Source organism: Acinetobacter sp. CY79 (assembly GCF_059515845.1).
Window position 1 is genome coordinate 1 of sequence record NZ_JCAKMY010000034.1, and the last position, 20,530, is coordinate 20,530.

A 20,530-nucleotide genomic window follows, 5' to 3' on the forward strand; every position below is an offset into this window, starting at 1 on the left:
GGCTTTGTTGCACAAAGGTTTGAAAGGCAGAGCTACCCTAATTGAGTTAAATTTAAGAGACAACTTGGGTATGAGGGCGACCTAATTCTGTGAATTTATTCAAGACCGCTATGCGTGCATGAATCTCATTCACCTGACTAGGGAAACTTCTTGATGTTAATTTATCGCCTAATAATTTGATGCAATGCATCTTGGTTTCCACCAAACTTCGACAATGATAACCAGACCACTTTTTCCAAAGCGATCTTCCTAGCCGTTTGACTGTTTTCAATAACTCATTGCGTTCTATAGACCTCGCTTGTTGATCTTTCCAAGGTTTTGCATTCTTTCTCGGTGGAATGACCGCATATGCATCTCGATCTAAAATGAGTTGTCGGCAGTGCTTTGTGTCATAAGCACCATCTGTATAAACAGAATCAATTTGTTCATCCAAGGGAATTTGAGCAAGTAAATCTTCAAATACTTGAGAATCACTGACATCATTTGTGGTGAGTTGTACTGCACGTATTTGCAGGGTTTTAGCATCTATAGCAATGTGAAGCTTACGCCATTGGCGACGATATTCAGACCCATGTTTCTTGCATTTCCATTCACCTTCACCAAGAAACTTCAAGCCAGTAGAATCTACAAGTAGATGCAGCCCATTACTACTTTTTTGATAGCTAATCGCAATATCAATATGCTTCTGTCTACGACAAAGGGTGGAATAATCCGGAGCTGTCCAATCTAATCCACAAAGCTTAATCAGGCTTTGAACAAAACCTGTAACCATGCGTAAAGAGAGTCGAAATAGAGATTTGATCATTAAGCAGCATTGAATCGCTGTATCGGAATAGGTTTGATTTCGACCTTGCTTGCCTTGTGATTGTGCATACCACTGAGTCTTTGGATCAAACCAAATGGAAATATTGCCTCGATTAATTAAGGCTCGATTATAGGATGACCAATTGGTTGTATGGTAGATTTTAGCTGCAGGTTTATTCATTTTGAAATTATATTGCTGAATAAGCCTTACATGCTAGGTTTGTGCAACAAAGCCCAAAAATTTTACAAACGGCAATTGCTGCAAAAGACGGTGAATTTGGGTTAAATAACTCACATATTATTATTTTTGATATTCATTCCGAATATAAGAATGCCTTTACAGATGCTAATTTCTTAGATATTAGTACCTTAAAGCTCCCATATTGGTTGCTTAATAGTGATGAATTAGAAGAAATTCTATTAGATACAGGTGAGCGTGATAATTATAATCAATCTTCTATTTTTAGAAAAATAGTAACTCTTAATAAGATTAAACATAACAATGGGATATCTAATATTTTTTATGATACTCCAATTAAGTTTGATTTGATTGAAGTTGTTAATGCTATCTTCAACTTAAAGAATGAAACAAAAAGTTCTAAAAATCCAGATAACTGTATGATCGATGATGCAAGTGTTGATAAGGAAAATGGATATTATTTTGAGAGTGATGATGAAAAAATTAATTATTTTTTTGATAAAAAATTAAAATTTTTACCTACGAAAAATTCATATATTAATAAGGGTATGTATGCTGATGGTACACTTGATAAGTTCTATAACCGTTTAAGTGAAAAAATTAGACAAGATCGTTTAAGTTTTATGTTTAATAATGATCTTAAAAATATAGAATTTGTCAGCGTTCTTAAGCAAATTTTAGGCTTTGAAGAAAATAAAAAATCTAATATTACTGTAATAGATCTAAGTGATGTCCCATTTGAAGTGCTCACAATTACTGTTTCAGTAATTTCAAGATTAATATTCGACTACGGATATTTTTATAAAAGGCATCGTTTTGATGTGAATGCTCAGGAAGAAATTAATAATGATGTACCTATTTTAATGGTTTATGAGGAAGCACATAAGTATGTTCCTAATAGTGAACTGACTAAGTTTCGATCCTCCAAAATTGCTATTGAGCGAATTGCAAAAGAAGGACGTAAGTATGGAATAACTTTAATGTTATCTAGTCAGCGCCCATCAGAAATTTCTGAAACAATTTTTTCTCAATGTAATAATTTTATCTCGATGCGACTTACAAATCCAATCGATCAAAACTATGTAAGAAAACTTTTACCTGATTCACTTGGTGGGATTATTGATATTTTACCAAGCTTGCATCAAGGAGATGCTTTATTAGTGGGTGACTCAATAGTTTTACCTTCTATTGTAACAATTGATCGATGTGATCCCGAGCCATCTTCAAGCGATATTCCATATTGGTCTTTATGGAAAGAAGAATGGAAAGATGTTGCATTTGATGATATTTGTAAAAAATGGAAATAAAAAATCCCATCAAGAGAGGGGATTTTTTGAATCAAACTACAGCATTACAGCGCCGCAATTTGCTCCATGTTCGCTTTAATCTTCGCTAACTGATCAGCAAACTCAGCAAGTTTCACTTTTTCACCTTCAACCACAGCCGCAGGTGCTTTTGCCACAAAACCTTCATTACCAAGTTTAGTCGCAATTTGGTCATGCTGTTTTTGAACCTTGTCTAGGTCTTTTTGTAGACGACCCAATTCCGCTTTAGGGTCAATTAAGCCCTTCATTGGAACGAATACAGACACGTGACCAACAACAGATGAAGACGACAATGGTGGTTGTTCAGCACCACTTAAGAAAGTAATGCTTTCAACTTTCGCCAATGCTTTAAACAACGGTTCAATACGCGCGATTTGTGCTTTTTCAGCATCAGTCGTGTTTTGAAGCAGAACAGGCAACAAGCGAGCATTACCTAAGCCCATTTCACCACGGATGTTACGTACCGCACCAATCAAACCTTGCAACCATTGCATATCTGCTTCAGCTTGTTCATTGATCTTCGCTTGGTCAGCAACAGGGTACTCCGCCAACATGATCGTTTCGCCAACAATGTTTAACTTCGGCGCAAGCGTTTGCCAGATTTCTTCCGTCAAGTACGGCATAATCGGATGTGCAAGACGTAATGACGCTTCCATCACTGACAATAACACACGACGCACTTCAGCTTTACGCTCAACCGATACGTTTTCATCATTCAGAACAGGCTTGGTCAGCTCGACATACCAATCACAGTATTCATTCCAAATGAACTCGTAAATCGCTTGTGCAGCCAAGTCTAAACGGTAGGTTGCAAATGCTGTTTGCACTGCTTGTTCCGCTTTTTGTAGACGGCTGACGATCCATTGTTCAGGCAATTCCCAAAGATCTTGACGTTCTTCTTGACCAATCACTTGCTCTTCGCAGTTCATCATCACGAAACGCGTTGCGTTCCAGATTTTGTTCGCGAAGTTACGGTAACCTTCAACACGTTTCATATCGAACTTAATGTCACGACCCGTGTTGGCAAGCGCACAGAAAGTGAAACGAACCGCATCTGTACCGTAAGATTGAATCCCTTCAGGGAATTCTTTACGGGTTGATTTTTCAATCTTCGCCGCTTGTTTCGGGTTCATCAAACCTGTAGTACGTTTTTGTACTAAAGTTTCAAGATCTACACCGTCAATCAAGTCTAATGGGTCAAGAACGTTACCCTTAGATTTAGACATCTTCTGACCTTCGCCATCACGTACCAAACCGTGAACATACACAGTTTTAAAAGGCACTTGAGGCGTACCATCTTCATTTTTCATGAAGTGCATGGTCATCATGATCATGCGGGCAACCCAGAAGAAGATGATGTCGAAACCTGTTACCAATACATCAGTCGGGTGGAAAGTATTTAAGAAATAGTTTTCTTTATCTTTCGCTTCGTCGCCAGTCCAACCTAAAGTTGAGAATGTCCAAAGCCCCGATGAGAACCATGTATCTAACACGTCTTCGTCTTGATCCAATTGAACATCGGCAGGGATGCCATTTTTCTCACGAACCTCGATTTCAGAACGACCCACATAGATATTGCCATCTACGTCGTACCAAGCAGGAATACGATGACCCCACCACAATTGACGAGAAATACACCAGTCTTGAATGTTGTTCATCCACGCCATGTACATGTTGCTGTATTGCTCAGGTACAAATTTGATGTCGCCATCTTTAACCGCTTTAATTGCAGGTTCAGCAAGTGGCGCAATTTTTACGTACCATTGGTCAGTTAGAAGTGGCTCAACGATCACACCTGAACGGTCACCGCGAGGTGGCTTCAATGTGTACGGTTGAATTTGGTCTAACCAGCCTTCAGATTCAGCTTGTTCTACTAATTTCTTACGTGCTTCAAAACGCTCTAAACCAATATAGTCGCTTGGTGCAGGAATGGTTTTAGAAATTTGTTCGCCCGCTTTCGCGATATATTCAAAATCGGCAAGCACTTCAGCATTTTTGTTGAAGATGTTGATGATTGGCAATTCGCAACGTTTACCTACTTCATAGTCATTGAAGTCGTGTGCAGGGGTGATTTTTACACAGCCTGTACCGAATTCTTTGTCGACATATTCGTCTTTAACGATTGGAACTGCACGACCTGTAATGGGTAGGATGATGTTTTTGCCAACAAGTGCTGCATAACGTTCATCATCAAGCGCAACAGCAACAGCAGTATCACCTAACAATGTTTCAGGACGAGTGGTTGCCACAACGATGTGATCTTTACCATCGTGAGTACGAAGTGACTTATCTTCAAAGAAATATTTAAAGTGCCAAAGTGAACCTTGTTCTTCTTTATCAGACTCAACTTCTAAGTCAGACAGCGCAGTTTGTAATTTTGGATCCCAGTTAACGAGGCGTTTACCACGGTAGATCAAACCATCTTCATGCAGTCTAACAAACACTTCTTTTACCGCATTAGATAAACCTTCATCCATGGTAAAGCGTTCACGTGACCAATCTACAGATGAGCCAAGACGACGAATTTGACGGGTAATGTTACCGCCAGATTGTTCTTTCCATTCCCATACTTTTTCGATGAACTTGTCACGACCTAAGTCATGACGACTGATCCCTTCAGCTCCCAACTGACGCTCTACAACCATTTGCGTTGCAATGCCTGCGTGGTCAGTACCCGGTTGCCATAAAGTATTTTTACCCGACATGCGGTTATAACGCGTCAACGCATCCATGATGGCATTGTTAAATCCATGCCCCATGTGCAAGTTGCCGGTGACGTTCGGTGGTGGAATCATGATACAGAAGGATTCGCCTTTTTCAGACGGCTTGAAGTAACCACGCTCTTCCCAAGTTTGGTACCATTTTTTCTCGATCTCAGTAGGATCGTACGTCGTAGCAATATTTTGCGCTGAATCAGTCATAGCAAGAACAGACCAAAAAGTTGTATAAAAAATTGCACTTATTATAGCAAAAAAAAAGCGGGCAATGGGATGTAAAGCAAATGCATTCTGTGAACAAATAGCAGACAATCGAAGCTGTACAAATATTGAAACCCAAAATGATCCGTCCTCTTTAGACGTAAAATTTAAATAAAAACATCAATAAGGTCTTAAAAATATGAGCTATACCGTTGAATTAAAATTAAAACCCGAAACGTATCAGCAATTTCAAAATATCCATACCAAATTAAATAACAATGATCGAGAGCCACAATCCAAAGCCTTAGGCGATAATATCTCCAATATTGCATGCGAACTCATCGACCAAGCTTTTGGCAGTTTGGTCAATCAATCGAGTTCTAAAGATGGTGATTCTGAAAAAGTGCTTAAACAAGTCAAGGATGCCATCACCAAATACATGCCCTGGTCGGTGTCTTTTTTTGGTAATGATCGACTTTTGCCGATGGTGAATCACGTCAATGGCTTGATGAAGCGTAAAAATGATCAAGGTTATATTACCTATCCAGTCGATAAGGTCGTGGTTGAAGAATTATTAGGTTGTGCTGAACAATTGAAGCAAGGCAATACAGCCTATGTAAAACCGGGTCTGAAAGCATTCACTCAAGTGGTGGATCAGGGCGTGACCAGTTTGATTCGTGAACCTAAAAAATTATTAAAATTTAATATGGTGGTCAATAAAACCTTAGATGGTGTGATTAGCTTGACCACAGGTATTGGCTATAAACGTTTTGACAAACTCAGTACGATTTATGACGCGCAAACCATTGGTAAATACTTTGACCATTTTGTTGCATTCTTAGATAAGGGTGATAACAATAAAGCTTAAGTTAATTCGATCATTTTCGAATTAGCCACAAGAAGATAATAGATAGGGATATTGAAATGGCGCGTTCGACATTAAATGGAAAAATTGTTTGGATTACAGGTGCATCGTCAGGCTTAGGCAAAGCTTTAGCGGCTGAATGTGCATCTCAAGGTGCGATCTTGGTGTTGAGCGCACGCCGTTATGAAGAATTAGAAAAGGTACGGTTAAGTTTATTCAACCCTGAACAGCATATTTCGATTGCAGTGGATATCACGGATGAAAACCAAGTTCGCCATGCTTATGATGAAGTCTTGAAAGCCAAAGGTCGTATTGATTGGCTGGTGAACAATGCAGGACTCAGTCAGCGTGCTTTGATTGAAGACACCACCATGCACACTGAACGTGCCATCATGGAAGTAGACTATTTCTCACAAGTATTTTTGACCAAGACGGTATTACCAACCTTATTAAAACAACAATCTGGGCGGGTAATTTTTATTTCCAGTGTTGCAGGACTTTTGGGCGTACAGTACCGTGCAACGTATTCGGCTGCTAAAGGTGCGATTCATATGTGGGCGAATAGCTTACGTGCAGAAGTCGCTGATCAAGGTATAGGGGTATCTGTGATCTTCCCAGGGTTCGTGAAAACCAATGTGTCGTTTAATGCTTTAAACGGCGAGGGTAAACCACAAGGTCATCAAGATGAAGTGATTGAAAATGGTTTAGAGGCGGATGATTTTGCACGTCAGACTGTGACAGCACTTTTAAGTGATGAAGAGTTTATTGTGGTGAGTAAAGCCAAAGAAAAATTAGGCGTGTGGGTCTCTCGTTTTTCCCCTAAAACGCTTTATAAGATGATTCGTAAAACCAAAGTGAAATAGTTTAATAAAGAATATAAATTTAGACTCTATGTTGAATGGCGCTTTACAGCGCCATCTTTCACGCAGGTGTGCAAGGACAGAATCCAAAACGGTATCAATCATCCTCTGTATGCCGATCAATACATTTTAATCTTAATCAGAACATGCCGTTGTTATTGGCACATTCAGATGGATGAGGAATTTCTTGTAAAACATCCCAGTGTTCTAAAATCAGTCCATCCTCATCAAACCTGAAAATATCAACACCCGCCGTGCCTAGATCTTCAGGCTCATTGTTATAGATATTAAAAAAATTGACATGTGCCCATGTATAGTCACCTTGAGCGATAATACGATGTACTTTGACATACATATTGGGAAAACTTTCTAAGCGTTTTAAGAATGCACCTCCTGTACCGTCTGCCGTATCAGGAAGAAAGGGATTATGTTGAATATAGTGGGGAGACAAGTATTTACGGGCGGCTTCTAGCGGTTTTTTCTGATTAAACATTTCATCGTAGAGCGCAAGTAATTTTTCGATATTTCTGGAACCTTTATCATTGTTTTCATCAGATTGAATATGCATGTTTTTCACCTCTGTATAATTTTATAAATATTGATACTTTTCCATTCGCGTAGTGGCCACATTATGCTTGAGCAAGAATACGTCGCGCATCATCACCGATGGCAACTCTCAAAGGCGAATCTGCTTGTTTGACTAAATCAACAATTTCTTGAGCTGCACGATGTGGATCCAATCCATCATGTTGACCTTGCATTATGCGATCCGTGAACGCACGAAACTCTTGCCCATAAATCGCATCTTGTACAAGGGTCATGTCACTAATGATACGGTCTAGTGCTTTTTGTACTTTTGCAGGACCACCTGTTTTCATATTGCCACAGACTGCAATACTGGTTGTAATGCCAAACTTTTTCAGTTCTGCACCATACATATCTGTGAAAATTTCAGCTGCTGCTTTGGATGCACTTGAAGGAGCATTAAATGGGGAGGGTTGATCCACAGAAACAGTACTAATTTGAATAATACGTCCTTTGGACTCACGTAATAATGGTAAAAATGTATTGACGATTCTGATTAGCCCAAAAGTATTGACATCGAACTCTTTAAAAATGGATTCAATGGGGATGATTTCGATAGGGCCTGGCGTAAGAATTCCAGCATTATTAATGAGAACTTCAAGCTGATTTTCGGTTTGTATTTTGACAAAATTTGCGAATGCATCAATCTCATTTTGCTGAGTAATATCACACAACTTAAGAATAACTTGACCTTGTGAAAGTTGATACAGCTGATCAATTTCTTGTTGATTAAATGCAGTCCCGTAAACGGTATAGGCATTTTTAGCGAGGATTAGCGCAATATGTTGACCAAGGCCACTTCCCGCACCTGTTACAACGGCAGTAGGCATAAATAGCTCCTTGTAGACAGACTATATTTGAATGAAGACCTAATTTCTTCACTTTATTTAATGAAAGAACAGATTTTTTGTACAGGCTTATATTCGCGACAGATTGTCCTATTAATGTTATACGTGAGAGGCGTTAAATTTGATTTATATTGGGAAAAATAGCGTATTTTAGGCGGGTGATACTAAAGTTTTTAAATTGATTTCTTGAACCGAATGCGTATGATCGGTGAAGGTGTGTATTGTTATAATCTTAAGATGTTAAGAGGTGAAATAACTAATAAAAGCATTGAGTTAAGTGTTTATTTGGAAGGCGGTTATCTGCTCCGTAGTTTAATTGACGAAGCAGATCATCTCATTTTTTCTGAATCGCTGTACCACAAGCAAACACTTCGACCATGCCGCCTTCCATACCCATTTCAGTGGTGCTTAAACGTAAACCCATAATGTGATTTGCCCCCATTTTTTGAGCTTCGATTTTCAGCCGAATCATGGCTTCTCGTCGCGCACGATCGACCACGCTTTCATAGGTCGTCAATCGACCACCGAGTAAACTTTGGATCATGGATATGATGTATTTAAAATAATCGTGTGATAAAACCACATTACTACTGACCAGTTGCCCAGTCGATTCTGTCGTTGCAAAACGATTGGTATCAACGCGAATATAAGCCAGTTCACGTTCTCTTTCTTCAAGTTTGTTTAAATGTTTTCGTTCAATGTGCCGACCGAAAGCCCATCCAATACAAAATAGAATCAGTGTAATCCCAATCTTAAACAATAATCCATCCATAGCTTATCCTTGATTTGAAAATGGATCTGGTAGGGGAGTCGATTGGCTTGGAATGACTTGGCTTGGAATGACTTGGCTTGGAATGACTTGTACAGCCGTACCATAAACAAAAAGTTCTGATGCACCTTGCGCGATATTTGAAGTTGAAAAACGGATACCTACAACTGCATTTGCACCCATTGCCTGTGCTTTTTGAATCATACGATCCATGGCTTCTTGGCGAGATTCTTCTAACAGTTCGGTATAGCCTTTGAGTTCACCTCCCACAATATTTTTTAAACCCGCCATAAAATCACGACCGACGTGTTTACTACGCACGGTACTGCCATAGACCACATCGAGCTGTTTGCTAATCGTATGTCCGGGAACGCTTTCCAGATTACTTAAGATCATTGAACTGATTCATTGTTGTAAAGTTGATTTAAGATAGGAAATTGAGCTTATAAATGCAATCAAAAAAGCTCACCGAAGTGAGCTTTTGAGTGTTCAGACAAAATACTTATTTTTTATTGTATTTAAGATCTGAGCTTGAAGGTTGATATTGAAGGGTTTGATCAGAAGTAGCTTTAACACCACCACCTAAAGTTTTGTACAATTCAACTTGGTTATTTAAGTTGGCTTGTTCAAGTAACAATAGACCTTGTTCAGCGGCATAAGAACCACGTTGCGCATCCAATACGGTTAAGAAGCTATCAATACCTGCGCGGAAGCGTGCATTGGATAGTTTATAGGTGGTATTGGTTGCATCGACTAAACGGCGTTGAGCAGTTAGACGATCACCAATGTTTTGGCGAACAGCTAAGGCATCATTGACTTCACGGAAAGCAGATTGAATTGATTTTTCATAATCAGATAAAGCAATTTGCTGATCTGTTTCTGAAATCTTTACATTCGCACGACGTGTGCCCCAATCAAAGATTGGAATATCAAGGCTTGGACCAACAGCCCATACAAATGCACCAGATTTAAACAAGTCACTTAAATCCGTAGAGGCATAACCTGCTGAACCTGTCAGGCTAATCGTTGGGAATAAACGTGCTTTAGCTGCACCGATATTCGCGCCCGCAGCACTAAGTTGATATTCAGCGGATTTAACATCTGGACGATTGTTGAGTAAATCACTTGGTAAACCTGACGTTAATGCAGCAGCATTGGTCACGCGCGTTAAGCGTTGCTTCGGTAACAATTCCGCAGGTACGGTTTGACCAACCAACAAATTCAGTAAATTCTGTGCTTGAGCGATTTGGGTCTTATAATTTGCAACATCGTTACGTGCCGTCTCTACAGAGATTTGAGCCTGACGTACAGGAACTTCACTGTCGATACCCACATCAAAACGCTTTTTGTTGAGGTTATAAGAATCCAACTGTGCTTTCAAAGTTTGATCTGCAAGTTTTAAATTTGCATTGGCAAATGAATAACTCAACCAAGCTTGTGCCACTTGACCCACCAATGCAATTTGCGTTGCATCACGAGCACTGGCAGTCGCAAGATAGTTATCCAGCGCATTGTCTTTTAGGCTGCGTACACGACCCCAAAAATCAAGTTCATAAGCGGTTAAGCCTAAACCCACATTGTAGCGAGTTTGAGCACCAGCGCCTTGATCTTGACGCAGGACGTCACCACTTGCACCGATGGTCGGTAACTGATTATTTGACGTAATTTGGTATTGCTGTTGAGCACGTTGAATGTTCAAAGCAGCCTTACGTAAATCACGGTTGTTGGCTAAAGCTAAATCAAGGACTTGTACGAGACGCTGATCGGCAAAAAAGTTTTTATAACCTTGTTCTGCAATCGAAGTCCCTGAAGCATTACCTAAGTAAGCAGTCGGAATATTGGCTTGAGCGACTGGTTCTGGACCACGCATGCTTTGACATGCCGTCAAAGCAAGCGCAAGTGCAGATACCGCAATGCTACGACCTGTAATAGACCATAAAGTTTGCATTACGAAATATGCTCCTGTTTTATTTGTTTTGGTTTAGATTTGAAAATACTTCGAATCCAAACATAGAACACTGGAATAAAGAAGATACCCAAGAGTGTAGAGCTGATTACACCACCCAGTACACCATATCCGACAGAGTGCTGACTTCCTGCACCTGCACCAGAAGCAAGCGCTAATGGAAGTACACCGAAACCAAATGCAAGTGTCGTCATGATGATTGGACGTAAACGCATCTTAGACGCATGTAAAGTCGCTTCAAACAGATCTTCACCTTTGTCTTGTAATTCTTTCGCAAATTCTACGATCAAGATCGCATTTTTCGCTGAAAGACCAATCACGGCAATGATGGCGACTTGGAAGTAAATGTTATTCGACAGGTTAGGATCTTTAAAGAACACCATGCCGAGGAAAGTTAAACCAAGCGCACCAACGATACCTAAAGGTACAACCAATAGGACTGAGAATGGGATTGACCAGCTTTCATAAAGTGCAGCCAAACATAGGAATACGATCAGTAACGAAAGCGCATAGAGGAATGGCGCTTGATCGCCAGACTCACGTTCTTCTAAAGAGAGTCCTGTCCATTCGTAGTCAAAACCTTGCAAGCCCATTGAAGGCAACTTAGCAACAATCTCTTCAACTGCGAGCATTGCATCACCAGAACTCACACCAACAGCAGGGGTACCTGTGATATTCATTGAAGACACGCCGTTGTATCGTTCGAGACGTGGAGAACCATAGGTCCATTCGCCTGTCGCAAATGCGGAGAATGGAACCATCTCGCCTTGATTATTACGGACGAACCACTTGTTCAAGTCTTCAGGCATCATACGTGCATCGGATTGACCTTGCACATAGACTTTTTTCACACGACCACGATCGACGAAGTCGTTGATATAAGTTCCGCCCCAGGCCATTCCCATGGTGCTATTGATTTCAGCAATACTGATTCCCATCGCACCTGCCTGCGCATGGTCAACGATAACACGGTACTGCGGTGTATCTTCTTGACCATTTGGACGTACGCCCATCAAACGCTTGTCTTGAGCAGCCATACCTAAGATTGCATTACGTGCTGCAAGCAATTGCTCATGACTTTGTCCAGCAGAAGCTTTCAACTGTAAGTTAAAGCCTGCACTTACACCCAATTCAGGCATCGCAGGAAGCTGTAAAGGCATGATATAAGCTGCATCTTTGACAATCATATTCAGCGCCATACCACGTTGAATGATTGCTCCGACTTGCGATTCTTTGCTGGTACGGTCTTTCCAATCTTTCAACTTAATGAATGCTAAACCTGCGTTTTGACCGACACCTGTAAATGAGAAACCAGCGACACTGAATACAGACTCAACGTGCTCTTTCTCGTTTTCACGGAAATAGTGGGTCATTGCATCAATGGTTTTATCTGTTCGTTCGAGTGTCGCATTTGGTGGTAATTGCACCAATGTCATCACTACACCTTGGTCTTCGTCTGGTAAGAATGAAGAAGGCAGAGTTGTGAACAGATAGCCCATAATTGCAATCACGACTGCATAAACTACGCCTGAAAAAAGCTTAGCATGAGTCATGCGGTTTACACCGTTTTGATATTTAACAGACAGTCTTTCAAAGGCATCATTGAACCAACGGAAGAAACGGGCGAAGATGCCATTACTTGGTTTCTTATTTGGATCATGCTGTTTTAGCAAAGTCGCACACAGTGCAGGTGTAAAAGTCAGGGCAACGATCAACGAAAGAACCATTGCTGTAACAAGTGTGATTGAGAACTGTCGATAAATAACCCCTGTTGTACCTCCCATGAATGCCATCGGTACGAATACCGCAGTCAATACAGAGGTAATACCAATCAAGGCACCTGAGATCTGTGTCATCGACTTTTCAGTTGCTTTCACAGGGTCAAGATGTTCTTCCGACATGACACGTTCGACGTTCTCCACCACAACAATCGCATCATCGACCAGTAGACCAATGGCAAGAACCATGGCAAACATCGTAAGCGTATTGATTGAGAAACCGAACAGGTTAATCACGGCAAATGTACCGAGTACAACGACAGGTACAGCCATCGTCGGAATAATGGTCGCGCGCCAGTTCTGTAAGAACAGGAACATCACCAAGAATACCAAAATGATCGCTTCAATTAAGGTCTTAACCACACTCTTAATCGAAAGTTCAATAAATGGCGTGGTATCAAAAGCCAGTTTATCGACCATACCTTCTGGGTAGTTTTTACGTAATTCAACTAAACGCTCTTCAACAGCATTTGCTGTGTCTAAAGCATTCGCGCCTGTTGCAAGCTTAATCGCAACACCGCCAGCAGGTTTACCATTGAACTTAGAATCAAAGGCATAGTTATCTGCACCTAATTCAACACGTGCAACGTCACCTAAACGAACTTGAGCACCATTGGCCGTGTTCTTCAAGAAGATGTTGGTAAACTGTTCAGGCGTTTCAAGCAAGCTTTGCGCCGTAACTGTTGCGTTCAGTACTTGACCTTCAATTGAAGGCGCTCCACCCAATTGACCGACAGCAACCTGAGCATTTTGAGTGCGCAATGCTGCAGCAATATCACTTGGTGTCACTTTTAAGTTTGCCATTTTGGATGGATCCATCCAAATACGCATCGCATAAGAACCACCAAAGACTTGGACTTCACCCACGCCAGCAACACGACTGAGCGGTTCTGAAATGTTTGAGTTGACGTAGTCTTTAATATCGTTTGCATCTAAAGCATCAGATTCAGAATAGAATGCCAATACTTGTAAAAAGCTCGCACCTGACTTGGTGACTTTTACACCTTGACGTTGAACGTCTTCAGGTAAAAGTGCAGTTGCAGACTGTAATTTGTTTTGAACTTGAACCTGTGCGATATCTGGATCAATACCTTGGTCAAAGTTCAATGTAATCGACGCTTGACCGTTACCCGCACTGTTTGACGAGATATAACGTAAGCCATCTAAACCATTCATTTGCTGCTCGATGATCTGAGTCACTGTATTTTCAACAGTCGCAGCAGAAGCACCTGGATAAGTCGCAGAAATGGACACCGTTGGTGGTGCAATCGTTGGATACTGAGCAATCGGCATTTTGGTGATGGTGAGAATACCCGCCAACATAATGACCAATGCAATCACCCATGCGAAAATGGGGCGATGAATAAAGAAATGAGCCATGAGTCTACCCCTTATGCATTTGAAGTAGCTTTTTGGACAGGTTTATCTTCTGACTTTTCTACAGGCTTATTCTCTGCTTCAGGTTTTTGAGCTGGCGGTTGAGCAGGTGCACCTTGAGGAGCAGCTGCAGGTGCTTGGAAAGGCTTTGCAACAACTTGTTGCTCAGGTTTTACCTTCGCTACACCATCCACAATGACTTTTTCACCCGCCTGTAAACCTTTGGTCACGATCCAGTCTTTTCCTTGGATCCCCGCAGTTTCAATCGGACGAACTTCAACAGCGCCTTTGGCATTCACGATCATCGCAGTAGCTTGACCCGTTGGAGTGCGAGTCACCGCAACTTGAGGAATCAGAATTGCATTTGGAATCACGCCCTGAACAATTTGTGCATTGGCAAACATGCCTGGAAGCAACAAATGATTTGGGTTAGGGAAGATTGCACGCAGTGTCACTGTACCTGTATCAGGATTTACGCTGGCATCAGAAAATGCAAGATTACCTTCCACATTGTAGAAACTACCATCTTCAAGTTTTAAACGAACTTTGGTGTTATTGCTACGATCAATGGTGCCTTGGCTCAATTGTTGGCGTAAACGTAACAACTCAGCACTTGATTGGTTAATATCGACGTAGATTGGATCGAGCTGTTGAATCGTCACCAATGGATCATCTTGACTTGCAGTCACTAAAGCACCTGCAGTCACACTCGAACGTCCAGATTGACCTGAAATTGGTGAGCGGACAGTTGAATAGCCCAAAGAAATTTGCGCATTTTTCACAGCCGCTTGTGAAGCTGCAATATCTGCTTGAGCAAGTTGTACTTGTGCTTTGATGTCGTCATATTCTTGTTTAGAGACCGCATTAATCCCGACAAGTTGGCTATAGCGGTTTGCTTTTACTTGAAGGGCATTTAAGTTGGCTTGTTGGCGAACTAAAGATGCTTTTGCACTATCAAGATTTGCACGGTTAGTACTTGAGTCGATTTCATACAATGGCTGTCCTTCACGAACATAGCTACCTTCAGCGAATAGACGCTTTAAGACAACACCACTGGTTTGTGGGCGAACATCTGAAATTTGATAAGCAGATGTACGACCAGAGAGTTCTACAGTTTGTTCAACACTTTGTGGTTGAGCAACGATGACACCAACTTCAGTCGGAGGCATTTGTTGAGCAGCAGCTGCTTGCTCTGCACCTTTAGGGTCTTTACTGCAACCCACAAGTGCAATACTTGTTGCTAAAGCACAAGCAGTGAGGGCAGGTGCCCAAAGCTTTGCCGACATCATTATTCCACCTCGTTTAGATTTTTCTCTAAAAATAATTTATCTTTGCTGATTTGTAATGGCGAAAAATACAGCCAAAGGAACGACACCCAAATCAAAGCAATACTCCAACCTGCCAGCACATCGGTCGGGTAATGAGCGCCAAGATAGATTCTTGATATGCCCATACCCACAAACCACAAACAGGCGAGGAGTATGATGATTCTTGCATAAGCATGTTTATGGAAAATAAAAATGATTAAGCAGGATAAAACTGTTGCATAAATACTGTGTGCACTGGGGAACGATGCCCCATAAGTTTCAGTTAAAGCATAAACGACATCTGGTCGTGCGCGATCAAATGACCACTTTAGCACCCAGCCCAAAGCCGAACTGCCGAGTAGACTAAAACTGATAAACAAAATTTGAGCGAACTTTTTTGATTGGTATAGTATTAAGCACCACACACTACAAATCATCAGCATACTGGGTAAGCCACCAATATGAGATAAAAAGACATGGATGTCATTTAAAAAATGAGTTCGATGCCCATCCATCCATGTCAAAGCGGTGATATCAAAATGCTGAATATTGGGATTATATAATCCAATAATACTTATGGTTAATCCTAAACAGCCTATAAAAATCAATAAGTAAGGCATTTGTTTATGACCTTTTCTATTATCCATGCATTACTTCTGATGAATTAATGCTCCAAAGTGTACTCGTCAGTACACTTTTTTTCAAGTCAGTTAAAATCCAGTTTAATACTAAATTCTTTTCTATTTCATACCATCTTTTGCACAAAAAAATAACATATATTTTAATGATTCGATTTTTGATTCGATGAATGAGCCTCATCTACTTCTAAAGGTTGTTTGGGGGGCCAGAAGAAATCCAATGGACGGGTCACAAAATGAGTAAAGACCAATTTAGCCAATGGTTTCCATTGCTCAAAGCGAACCCGACGTGCACGAAGCGCAACGATAATCGTTAAAGTAAAACTGACAAATAAGTTGGTTAAGCCAATCAGTAAAACCCCTAAGAATGAAACAATGATTAGACCAATTTCAGGCGTGCCATTAATCGAGAGTAAACCTTGAATAAAGTTCGCTGAAGCAAAGGCAATATGTCGAATATCTAAGGGCAATCCTAATATAAAACCAATCGTCCCCATACTACCCAACATGATACCGAACAAGAAATTACCTGCCAAAGCACCTAAATTACGCTCAATATAATTTGCAAACTTTTCTAATCTTTCTTCGCCTAACACATTTTTGAGTTTGATATGTGCTTTTAGGCGCGGGCCAACCTTACGATAAACGGCCATATTGTCAAAGTAGCCTGCAATCAAACCTGAGAAGAATAAACAGACCCCAGCAATCGCAGCATGAGGGATTGCAAGAGACGTAAAGGGATTAAGGCTATGCAATAAATATGATGCTTTGGTATGAGTCAATAAAGGTTCATGCAAAGCGAATTGCCACATTAACGTAATGACAGCTGCTGTTGGAATCGCAATTGAAATATTACCTAGGATTGCAACGAACTGCGTTCGAATAATATTAATAATCAGGGCGGCAAGTTCCGCGATTTGTGTGGTCTTCGAGCCTTTGCGATGTTGAACTGTAGAAGCAAGTGCCGCTGCAGTCATTGCGGGCTGTTTCGTTGCAACCGTAAAATGCAAAACGTGAATCAGCATGAATCCTAAGGAATAGTTCATGCTATAGACAAATGCTTGCATGAGCGGTGCCATGGTTAAGCGGGCAGATAAAATCTTCAGTGTTGCCATAGTTGCAATGATCACGCCAGCACCTGCGGCTGACTTGTACATGCCAAAGAAACCTTGTTTATCTGTACTTACATAGTGCTCGCCGGTTTTACTGGCATTTTCAGTCACTTGTAGCGCGATCAACTCACTATTGGTTTTGAGTAATTCGCGAACACTGTTTTCACCATAATGTGCAGCTGCTAAATCTTGTGTTAACTCACCCAGCGCCAAATATTGATTTTTATCCTGTTCAGTTAGAATCAATAGTAATAATTCAATCCGATCTAGGCATTGTTCGAGCAGTGACAACAAATAAGTCAAACTTAAACTGACACCGATACGCTTGGTTGCACGGCGAATTTTAAGTACAACTTCACGGCACTGGTCGATCATCACCAAAGCCTGATCGGCATCAGGTAGCTCAATATCGTTTAGATCGACAGCATCACGATGAGTTTTATTATAAGCTTCGATGAATTCGATAATCTCGCGATTTTGAACGAGAAAAGGGGACTCGTATTCAGATAATTCAGGTTGAGCATTAATAAACTCAGGATAAAGACCAATACCACTAATACGATAAGATAAAACCGTAATGGCTTTAATGATATGTCGACGAATACCAATTTTGGCATCTAGGTGACTTTTATTCTGATTTAATATTTGAAAAAACTGTAACCATTGATCATTGGCAATATTCTCTAACCAATATTTGTCACTGCGTTGGTGAAAAACACGATGAACCAAATCTTTAAGATCAGTTTCATCTGTTAATAAGGGCAGAAAATGTGCGCCGACGCGCTGTCCCAATTGGTTCCAAAAACCATCTAAAGACAAAATGCCACTGTCTGCATACAAGCCTGTTTGCTTATAACGATTGATCAGTGTGACTAAATAGGCTTGGAGTGTATTGGCTGCAGTGGGGGTAATTAATAAAGCCTGAATCAGGGCTTGGAATTTTTTTTTGCTTTCTTCAACGTTATAGCTGTCGCTTGGTCTAATACGTTCAACCAATTCAATAATCAGATTTTCATCAAGAGCAGCTGGGTTAAGTTCAAGCTGCTCCTGCATGTTTAAAAATATATCGTTAAATTTTATATGCATAAGCAATAAGGGTTCTAATTATTGAATTCGATGTAAGGCAAGCAATGCCAAATTATGCAGTGCTTGACGGTAGGTCGTTTCTGGTAATTGCTTTAATGCATCCAGAGCCGCATTGGTTTCTTCGATTGCACGTTGGCGACAGTAATCAAGTGCACCCGATTGATGAACGATTTCAATGACACGCTCTAAATGTTCAATACCACCGGTAGTGATACTTTTTCGAATCAACTGATGGTCTTCACCAGTCGTTTTCTGCAACGCGGCAATCAGGGGAAGTGTTGGTTTACCTTCCATGAGATCATCGCCAATATTTTTACCTAAGGTATCGGCATCAGAGATGTAATCTAAAATATCGTCAATGATTTGGAATGCGTTACCGAAGTGACCAGCATACTGACGTAAAGGCAAACGGAACTCCTCTTTGCCTGCTAAAATTGCAGCGCCTTCAGTTGCCAGTTCAAATAAACGTGACGTTTTTCCATGAATAATGCTGAGGTAAGTCGCTTCATCGGTATCTGCTTGATGCTGTGACTGGAGTTGTAGAACTTCTCCCTCTGCAATCTCACAAGTGCCTGTTGAAAAGTCTTTCAATAAAGTCATATTGTTCAGATCGACCAAAAGATCAAATGAACGTGAGATTAAGAAATCACCGACCAAAACTGCAGTTTGATTATTCCATGTTGCATTTGCCGTTGGGCGACCACGGCGTAAGCCTGATTCATCGACAACATCATCATGCACAAGGGTAGCTGTATGTAACATTTCGATAATAGCGGCTAAATGCTGTGCTTGATCAAGCTTCGTTTCACCACAAGCGCGAGAAGCAAGTAGACACATAATTGGGCGCATGCGTTTACCGCCAGCTTCAACCACGTGCTTACTGACAGACATCACTAAAGCGACTTTAGAACTGATTCCTTCATTAATCAGCTTGTCCATTGCGGCAAATTCTGATGCAACAGGAGAAAGGATATCTTGCTGAAAATCGATGGCCATGGTGAAGGGAATCCTTGTCAAAATGCGTTCTAATCTTTCATTAGTGTAACAATTAACATCGAGCGTTGTCGCTTGTGAAATTTGTTAACACGCAGAATCATAATGATTTGTTGCTTATATGTCCAAACTAAGTTGAATTGTTTGAAGCTATCCCTTTTGTTGCTCTTATTGTATGAAAGCTTATTTTGGACACATACTAGTCGAACTTGAAGCAAAAACCATGCAATTTTCACAAAAGACTAAAGAAAAATTGCTCGAATGACTTTAATTTTAAAATGGATGCTGCTTTAAAAGTGATCGATGTGAAGAATTCGGTAAAAGACCTTGTTGTTTATTTGATTATCACTTAAAATCCATCACCTTGAATTAACCCCAGTGGCGCTCGTCTTAAGATCGATATCTTCCTTTATCGGCACGACGACACGGGTCTGTTGGAGTACAGTATGTACGCAGTTATCCAAACCGGTGGTAAACAACACCGTGTTGTTGAGGGTGAAACCCTTAAAGTAGAATTGTTAAAAGCTGAAACTGGTTCAACAATTACGTTTGATGACGTATTGATGCTAGTAAACGGCGAAAGCATTCAAATTGGTGCTCCAGTTGTTGCTGGCGCTAAAGTAACTGCTGAAGTAGTTAGCCACGGTCGTCACGACAAAATCCGTATTGTTAAAATGCGTCGTCGTAAGCACTACCGTAAACAACAAGGTCACCGTCAATGGTTTACCGAGTTGAAAATTACGACTATTTCAGGCTAATTACGAGGATTTTGACACATGGCTACTAAAAAAGCTGGTGGTTCGACACGTAACGGTCGTGACTCGAACCCAAAAATGTTAGGCGTTAAAATGTACGGTGGTCAAGCTGTGACTGCTGGTAACATCATCGTTCGTCAACGTGGTACTGAATTCCACGCTGGTCCAAACGTTGGTATGGGTCGTGACCACACTTTATTTGCTACCGCTGATGGCGTGATCAAATTCGAAGTTAAAGGTCAATTTGGCCGTCGTTATGTATCTGTTGAAACTGTATAAGTTTTAATTGTCATAACCGAAAAAGCCCACAGTGATGTGGGCTTTTTTTATTTGTAGGGAATTATG

General features: G+C 40.8%; 17 protein-coding genes. 5 read left to right on the forward strand and 12 right to left on the reverse strand.

Annotated features, from left to right (window positions below; genetic code table 11):
* Positions 1-52: 52 nt before the first annotated feature.
* Entirely contained in the window at positions 53-985 is a 933-nt protein-coding gene (locus AC5YCE_RS13070; RefSeq protein ID WP_496171020.1) for an IS5 family transposase, read from the reverse strand.
* 41 nt (positions 986-1,026) lie between these two features.
* Here AC5YCE_RS13070 and AC5YCE_RS13075 point away from each other — a divergent pair, with 41 nt between their 5' ends.
* Positions 1,027-2,310 carry an ATP-binding protein gene (locus tag AC5YCE_RS13075; RefSeq protein ID WP_496172328.1) on the forward strand — a complete coding sequence of 428 codons (1,284 nt, stop codon included), beginning with the start codon at positions 1,027-1,029 and terminating at the stop codon, positions 2,308-2,310.
* A 44-nt stretch (positions 2,311-2,354) separates the two neighbouring features.
* Here the strand turns inward: AC5YCE_RS13075 and AC5YCE_RS13080 are convergent, their stop codons facing one another.
* Complete coding sequence (locus AC5YCE_RS13080) at positions 2,355-5,249, reverse strand: valine--tRNA ligase (protein WP_496172329.1); 2,895 nt, start codon at positions 5,247-5,249, stop codon at positions 2,355-2,357.
* A 196-nt stretch (positions 5,250-5,445) separates the two neighbouring features.
* On the opposite strand from AC5YCE_RS13080, the gene AC5YCE_RS13085 reads away from it, so the two are divergent.
* Entirely contained in the window at positions 5,446-6,114 is a 669-nt protein-coding gene (locus tag AC5YCE_RS13085) for a hypothetical protein (protein WP_496126953.1), read from the forward strand.
* A gap of 56 nt (positions 6,115-6,170) precedes the next feature.
* Entirely contained in the window at positions 6,171-6,974 is an 804-nt protein-coding gene (locus tag AC5YCE_RS13090) for an SDR family oxidoreductase (RefSeq protein WP_496172330.1), read from the forward strand.
* A 136-nt stretch (positions 6,975-7,110) separates the two neighbouring features.
* On the opposite strand, the gene AC5YCE_RS13095 is transcribed toward AC5YCE_RS13090, so the two are convergent.
* The 10 genes from AC5YCE_RS13095 to sdsA all read right to left on the reverse strand — a co-directional run bounded on the left by AC5YCE_RS13095 (position 7,111) and on the right by sdsA (position 19,433).
* Entirely contained in the window at positions 7,111-7,539 is a 429-nt protein-coding gene (locus tag AC5YCE_RS13095) for a nuclear transport factor 2 family protein (RefSeq protein WP_496126951.1), read from the reverse strand.
* Between the two features lie 61 nt (positions 7,540-7,600).
* Positions 7,601-8,386 carry an SDR family NAD(P)-dependent oxidoreductase gene (locus AC5YCE_RS13100; protein ID WP_496172331.1) on the reverse strand — a complete coding sequence of 262 codons (786 nt, stop codon included), beginning with the start codon at positions 8,384-8,386 and terminating at the stop codon, positions 7,601-7,603.
* A gap of 352 nt (positions 8,387-8,738) precedes the next feature.
* The gene (locus AC5YCE_RS13105) at positions 8,739-9,176 is read right to left on the reverse strand and encodes a YbjQ family protein (protein ID WP_496172332.1); all 438 of its coding nucleotides are present in this window, start codon (positions 9,174-9,176) and stop codon (positions 8,739-8,741) included.
* 3 nt (positions 9,177-9,179) lie between these two features.
* Positions 9,180-9,569 carry a YbjQ family protein gene (locus AC5YCE_RS13110; protein ID WP_496172333.1) on the reverse strand — a complete coding sequence of 130 codons (390 nt, stop codon included), beginning with the start codon at positions 9,567-9,569 and terminating at the stop codon, positions 9,180-9,182.
* Between the two features lie 106 nt (positions 9,570-9,675).
* Entirely contained in the window at positions 9,676-11,121 is a 1,446-nt protein-coding gene (adeK, locus tag AC5YCE_RS13115) for a multidrug efflux RND transporter AdeIJK outer membrane channel subunit AdeK (RefSeq protein WP_496172334.1), read from the reverse strand.
* Positions 11,121-14,297, reverse strand: a complete 3,177-nt coding sequence (locus AC5YCE_RS13120; RefSeq protein WP_496126946.1) for an efflux RND transporter permease subunit — start codon at positions 14,295-14,297, stop codon at positions 11,121-11,123. The genes adeK and AC5YCE_RS13120 overlap by 1 nt, the downstream gene beginning before the upstream one ends.
* A gap of 11 nt (positions 14,298-14,308) precedes the next feature.
* Positions 14,309-15,583 carry an efflux RND transporter periplasmic adaptor subunit gene (locus AC5YCE_RS13125; RefSeq protein ID WP_496172335.1) on the reverse strand — a complete coding sequence of 425 codons (1,275 nt, stop codon included), beginning with the start codon at positions 15,581-15,583 and terminating at the stop codon, positions 14,309-14,311.
* Positions 15,583-16,248 carry a phosphatase PAP2 family protein gene (locus AC5YCE_RS13130; RefSeq protein ID WP_496172336.1) on the reverse strand — a complete coding sequence of 222 codons (666 nt, stop codon included), beginning with the start codon at positions 16,246-16,248 and terminating at the stop codon, positions 15,583-15,585. The genes AC5YCE_RS13125 and AC5YCE_RS13130 overlap by 1 nt, the downstream gene beginning before the upstream one ends.
* A gap of 134 nt (positions 16,249-16,382) precedes the next feature.
* Positions 16,383-18,437, reverse strand: coding sequence for a site-specific recombinase (locus AC5YCE_RS13135; RefSeq protein ID WP_496172337.1), 2,055 nt, complete (start codon positions 18,435-18,437; stop codon positions 16,383-16,385).
* Positions 18,438-18,455: 18 nt separating this feature from the next.
* Positions 18,456-19,433 carry an All-trans-nonaprenyl-diphosphate synthase gene (gene sdsA, locus AC5YCE_RS13140; RefSeq protein WP_496172338.1) on the reverse strand — a complete coding sequence of 326 codons (978 nt, stop codon included), beginning with the start codon at positions 19,431-19,433 and terminating at the stop codon, positions 18,456-18,458.
* A 443-nt stretch (positions 19,434-19,876) separates the two neighbouring features.
* On the opposite strand from sdsA, the gene rplU reads away from it, so the two are divergent.
* Together rplU and rpmA are read left to right on the forward strand one after the other, a co-directional pair.
* The gene (rplU, locus tag AC5YCE_RS13145; protein WP_496172339.1) at positions 19,877-20,188 is read left to right on the forward strand and encodes a 50S ribosomal protein L21; all 312 of its coding nucleotides are present in this window, start codon (positions 19,877-19,879) and stop codon (positions 20,186-20,188) included.
* A gap of 18 nt (positions 20,189-20,206) precedes the next feature.
* Positions 20,207-20,464: a 50S ribosomal protein L27 gene (gene rpmA / locus AC5YCE_RS13150; RefSeq protein ID WP_496126940.1), complete on the forward strand. Its 258-nt coding sequence runs from the start codon at positions 20,207-20,209 to the stop codon at positions 20,462-20,464.
* Positions 20,465-20,530 lie beyond the last annotated feature (66 nt).

Bases quoted from the DNA above. Each gene is read 5' to 3' on its own strand.
- AC5YCE_RS13130 (WP_496172336.1), bottom strand. From the start codon at position 16,248: ATGGATAATAGAAAAGGTCATAAACAAATGCCTTACTTATTGATTTTT.
- AC5YCE_RS13090 (WP_496172330.1), top strand. From the start codon at position 6,171: ATGGCGCGTTCGACATTAAATGGAAAAATTGTTTGGATTACAGGTGCA.
- AC5YCE_RS13095 (WP_496126951.1), bottom strand. From the start codon at position 7,539: ATGCATATTCAATCTGATGAAAACAATGATAAAGGTTCCAGAAATATC.
- AC5YCE_RS13125 (WP_496172335.1), bottom strand. From the start codon at position 15,583: ATGATGTCGGCAAAGCTTTGGGCACCTGCCCTCACTGCTTGTGCTTTA.
- AC5YCE_RS13120 (WP_496126946.1), bottom strand. From the start codon at position 14,297: ATGGCTCATTTCTTTATTCATCGCCCCATTTTCGCATGGGTGATTGCA.
- AC5YCE_RS13080 (WP_496172329.1), bottom strand. From the start codon at position 5,249: ATGACTGATTCAGCGCAAAATATTGCTACGACGTACGATCCTACTGAG.
- AC5YCE_RS13110 (WP_496172333.1), bottom strand. From the start codon at position 9,569: ATGATCTTAAGTAATCTGGAAAGCGTTCCCGGACATACGATTAGCAAA.
- AC5YCE_RS13105 (WP_496172332.1), bottom strand. From the start codon at position 9,176: ATGGATGGATTATTGTTTAAGATTGGGATTACACTGATTCTATTTTGT.
- rpmA (WP_496126940.1), top strand. From the start codon at position 20,207: ATGGCTACTAAAAAAGCTGGTGGTTCGACACGTAACGGTCGTGACTCG.
- AC5YCE_RS13100 (WP_496172331.1), bottom strand. From the start codon at position 8,386: ATGCCTACTGCCGTTGTAACAGGTGCGGGAAGTGGCCTTGGTCAACAT.
- sdsA (WP_496172338.1), bottom strand. From the start codon at position 19,433: ATGGCCATCGATTTTCAGCAAGATATCCTTTCTCCTGTTGCATCAGAA.
- adeK (WP_496172334.1), bottom strand. From the start codon at position 11,121: ATGCAAACTTTATGGTCTATTACAGGTCGTAGCATTGCGGTATCTGCA.
- AC5YCE_RS13085 (WP_496126953.1), top strand. From the start codon at position 5,446: ATGAGCTATACCGTTGAATTAAAATTAAAACCCGAAACGTATCAGCAA.
- AC5YCE_RS13070 (WP_496171020.1), bottom strand. From the start codon at position 985: ATGAATAAACCTGCAGCTAAAATCTACCATACAACCAATTGGTCATCC.
- rplU (WP_496172339.1), top strand. From the start codon at position 19,877: ATGTACGCAGTTATCCAAACCGGTGGTAAACAACACCGTGTTGTTGAG.
- AC5YCE_RS13135 (WP_496172337.1), bottom strand. From the start codon at position 18,437: ATGCATATAAAATTTAACGATATATTTTTAAACATGCAGGAGCAGCTT.